We start from the raw sequence: 3913 nt of genomic DNA on the forward strand, positions 1-3913 counted from the left end.
CCATTTAGGCGGCTTCGTCACACCTCCTGTGAGCTTCGACGCTCCAGCGTAGCCGGCTTCGGCAGCACACACTCGGTATCTCCCATAAGGCTAGGCTTTATCGTAGGCGCTGCTAAGCTCCCCTGGAAAGCGAACCCGCCGACTCGAGGAGCAGGGATGCCGATCCGGCCGGAGCACCGCTTCTTCTATCCCATCGACTGGCCGCAACTCTCCGACGCCATCCGCTTCCGCCGGGCGCAGGGCCGGTGCGAGGAATGCGCCCGCCCGCACCTCCAGCGGGTCTTCCACCTCGGCGACGGCCGGTGGTGGGATGCCGAGATCTCGGCCTGGCGCGACGGTCAGGGCCGCCGGCTCCGGCAGCGACTGCGCGATGAGGACCTGTTTTCCCGGATCAGGGTCACGAAGGTGGTGCTGGCCACCGCTCACCGCGACCACGACACCGCCAACAACGAGGACGCCAACCTGGCGGCGTTCTGCCAGCGCTGCCACATGCTGCACGACCGCAATGAGCATCAGCGCCGCCGCTGGCGCACCCTGTTCCGGCGCAAGGCCATGGGCGACCTGTTCCAGGGGCCGTATCCGGCGGCTTGAGGCGATCCGATTGAATGAAAGCCCACCCAACGCTAGCCACCAGCTGGGGCATTGAAGATTTTTTCTAATTTTTTATGATTTATGCAATTGTTATTTCGCTACCGATTTTATCAATTATTTTATACGCTGCCCAACTTCAGATTAAAATGGACAGTGCCATATGTTGCACACAATCAACATTGGAGAATGGATGAAGCACGCTCGAGGGTCCGCCCTTCAGAGACGTTGGAGCTGTCTACAACACATCTTGGTACGACCATGATGACCGGCGAAAGCCGCCGTGTGTTCCTCGTTGCCCTTGGCACCCATGGCGACATTCTACCCGTCATTGCACTTGGCGAAGCGCTTCAGGCACGCGGCCATCAAGTATACCTCGCAGCACCCGAACCCTTCATGCCTCTTGCCGCTCGCGCTAGCCTGTCGTTCCACGCCATCGGCACATCGGCCGACTTCGAGCATGTGGTACGGCAGCAGGCGCTGTGGCGCCCGATCCGGGGCGCTCGCATCATGCTCAAGGCGATCGCAGAGGCGATCGAACCCACTTATCGTTGGCTGGAGACGCAGGCCTGCCCAGGAAAAGATTTGGTGGTCGCCTCCACTCTCGCGCTCGGAGCCCGTGTAGCGCAAGAACGACTTGGGCTGTCTCTGACGACGCTCCACCTGATGCCGATGCTTCTTGAAAGCCGGATTGCTCCACCTCGACTGCCGGGCTTACCGCTGCCCCGTCTGATGCCAGCGCGCTGGCGCCACGCCCTCGGCCGCGGCGCCGATCACTTCGTTCTCGGACCCGCTGTGCTACCGCAACTCAACGCCTTCCGCGCCGGCCTCGGTCTCGATCCCGTTAAGCGCCTGCGCCACTGGTGGCACAGCCCCGAGCGTGTCCTGCTCGCAGTGCCTGAATGGTACGCCCCGCCCCAGGCCGACTGGCCGGTGCAGGTGATCCAGGTCGACTTTCCTCTCGCTGATACCTACGGCGAGGCCGCCGGCTTGGCGCCCGACCTAGCCACCTTCCTGCACGCTGGGCCGGCGCCGCTGGTCTTCACCTACGGCTCAGCGATGACTGGCGCCCGCCCATTCTTCGCCACCGCCGTCGAGGTGTGCCGGCTCTCGGGACGGCGCGGCATCCTGCTCGCCGCGAAGCCCGAAGAACTGCCGGCCGACCTGCCGCCCGGGGTACTGCAAGTCCCCTATGCGCCGCTGAGTAGGCTGCTGCCATCCTGCGTAGCACTGATCCATCACGGCGGAGTGGGTACAGTAGCTCAGGCACTGGCGGCGGGCTGCCCGCAGCTGATCGTGCCGGTGGCGTTCGACCATGCCGACGAAGCGCAGCGGGTAGTGCGCCTCGGAGTTGGCACCTCGCTCAGCCGCTGGCGCTTCACCGTCCGCCGGGCGCGACGCGTGATCGACGGACTAGTACGTTCCGCCGCGGTGTCAAACGCCTGCCGCGAGGTGCAAGGACAGATGTCCAGAGAGAATGGGATCGCGAACGCCTGCAAGGCTATCAACGACATGGTATCCTAAACCGACCGGGCAAGAGATACCGACCCGCCTGTTAATATATTACACCGTCGGAAATAATCGACCCGAGCATAAGCATTCACATCAACTTCGATGTCGGCCGCATGATGACGAGGATGAGGTTATGCAGGGAGCCCGCTGTTAATAAATCAATTGCCTGTCCGACGCGGACAAATACCCGCTCCAGCCGCTGTGGGATCGGCTTCCGGTCAAAATTAATACGCTCGTTGCGCATCTTAGAACTACGATCAACAGGTGAGCGCCCAACCGAAGCACCGCAATGACCCACCGCCACCGCCGCAGCCAAAGCAGAACGAGCCGATCCCGCCCGAAGCCGCCGAGGGCATGGGCCTGCCGCTGAGCGACGACGAGCGCAGGAAGCGGGCGGAGGCCTTGCGCCAGAGTAGGAAGCGACGCGAATGGTAGCCTCTTGTTGAGTGCGGCAGCCTGCGCCACCTCACCGACGACGAGCTAGACCGGACATCATCGGGGCCCTTCACAAGCCGGTTGCCGGGCACAGCAGCGTCATGGCCGCGATCGAGCATTATCGCGGGGCCGACAACCCCGACGAGCAGGCCATCGGCGATATGCTCATCGAGCACTTACCGATCATCCGGACCGTGATTGAGCGCCAGTACCCGACCGCCGCTTGACCCGACTAGCCGAGCTTCTCAAGGGTCGTGCTCGCGTGGCCGACGAGCACGACGCGGGGGTGAGGCAACGGGGACGCGGAAGGAAGCGGGGCGCTGGCGGAGGCAACGTTCTCTGACAGACCAAGGCACTCATAGTGCATGGACCGCTGGCTCGGCGGCGGTCGCGACCAACCCGTTCCCGTCCACGACGGCCGGCTTTGCCCGCCAGCACCGGGAGCTGCGTGCGATCGAGTTCGAGGCAATGCAGGCCGCCCCAGCCGGTCTGCCATGTCTCCTGGCGGCGCTGGAGCGCCTGCCTGCCGGCAACCCGGATGCGCTCCTCGTCGCGCGAGCGGGACGAGTGGCTCTGCGGCCCGTCCTTGCTCTCCCTCGAAGTCGAAGCCATCGCTGACCGGGTGCGCCGGCTCCTGCCTTTCCACCGTAACCCAGACCGCGTCCACGTCGAGAAGGATGCCGCGGAGAACACTCCTGAGAGCCGAGTTTGGCTCCATCCTCCGGCCAGAGGCGTGACCGGGCCTTAACACAGATGAACTTCCAGCCTCAGTTGGCGTTGGCAGCTCACAATACGTTACGGAGACCAACATGCGCTCAATGCTTCTAGGCCTCACTGCGGCTCTGGCCCTTGTTGGCGCCGCCTCTGCTCAGACGGCTGTCAGCCCCACCGCCCCTACTTCCCCCGGTGCTCCGGGCGTGACCGGAACCGTTGCGCCCTCGCCGGGCAACACCGGATCCGATCCTAACGTGACGATCGCGCCGGGGCCCACGGGCGCCTCTACAGTCCAGACCAATTCAGCCACTGGCGGCAATGCCAGCCAGCCGGAGCGTGCCGTACCGCAGGGCGGCGGCGGCAAGTAGGCTCAAGCGGGAACCGACGCCTGCAATCCAGCATTGGCAATGCGAGTGTTGGTTCCCCGCATCGAAGGCATGGAGACGCCCACCGAGGTCCTATCCCTTCGGTGGGCGTTGTTCTGTTTGGTGTTTGGCTTGCCGACTTCCCCCCTTGGCATGCCCTGTGCTACCGCGCTCTAAGAGCGCCTAACAGAACGGCACGATCGGGTCTGTTGGGCGTTGGGGTGGTATGGCTCGCCCGCTTCTTCCCGACGACCTCTGGTCTGCGATCGCCCCGCTTCTGCCGCCGCACCCGCCTCGCC

The 3913-nt window shown here is 64.2% G+C and carries 4 protein-coding genes; 3 read left to right on the forward strand and 1 reads right to left on the reverse strand.

The window, feature by feature from the left end:
• Positions 1-156 precede the first annotated feature (156 nt).
• Both FF100_RS36595 and FF100_RS36600 read left to right on the forward strand, forming a co-directional pair.
• Complete coding sequence (locus FF100_RS36595; RefSeq protein ID WP_139040905.1) at positions 157-591, forward strand: hypothetical protein; 435 nt, start codon at positions 157-159, stop codon at positions 589-591.
• 258 nt (positions 592-849) lie between these two features.
• Entirely contained in the window at positions 850-2112 is a 1263-nt protein-coding gene (locus FF100_RS36600) for a glycosyltransferase (protein WP_246102807.1), read from the forward strand.
• Positions 2113-2188: 76 nt separating this feature from the next.
• On the opposite strand, the gene FF100_RS37505 is transcribed toward FF100_RS36600, so the two are convergent.
• On the reverse strand, positions 2189-2344 hold the full coding sequence (locus tag FF100_RS37505; protein WP_171070483.1) for a hypothetical protein: 156 nt from the start codon (positions 2342-2344) through the stop codon (positions 2189-2191).
• Between the two features lie 292 nt (positions 2345-2636).
• Between FF100_RS37505 and FF100_RS38475 the strand changes: the two genes are divergently transcribed.
• Complete coding sequence (locus FF100_RS38475) at positions 2637-2762, forward strand: hypothetical protein (RefSeq protein WP_281287369.1); 126 nt, start codon at positions 2637-2639, stop codon at positions 2760-2762.
• Positions 2763-3913 lie beyond the last annotated feature (1151 nt).

The sequence above is a fragment of the Methylobacterium terricola genome (assembly GCF_006151805.1).
Classification (GTDB): domain Bacteria; phylum Pseudomonadota; class Alphaproteobacteria; order Rhizobiales; family Beijerinckiaceae; genus Methylobacterium; species Methylobacterium terricola.

Bases quoted from the DNA above. Each gene is read 5' to 3' on its own strand.
- FF100_RS36595 (WP_139040905.1), top strand. From the start codon at position 157: ATGCCGATCCGGCCGGAGCACCGCTTCTTCTATCCCATCGACTGGCCG.
- FF100_RS36600 (WP_246102807.1), top strand. From the start codon at position 850: ATGATGACCGGCGAAAGCCGCCGTGTGTTCCTCGTTGCCCTTGGCACC.
- FF100_RS37505 (WP_171070483.1), bottom strand. From the start codon at position 2,344: ATGCGCAACGAGCGTATTAATTTTGACCGGAAGCCGATCCCACAGCGG.
- FF100_RS38475 (WP_281287369.1), top strand. From the start codon at position 2,637: ATGGCCGCGATCGAGCATTATCGCGGGGCCGACAACCCCGACGAGCAG.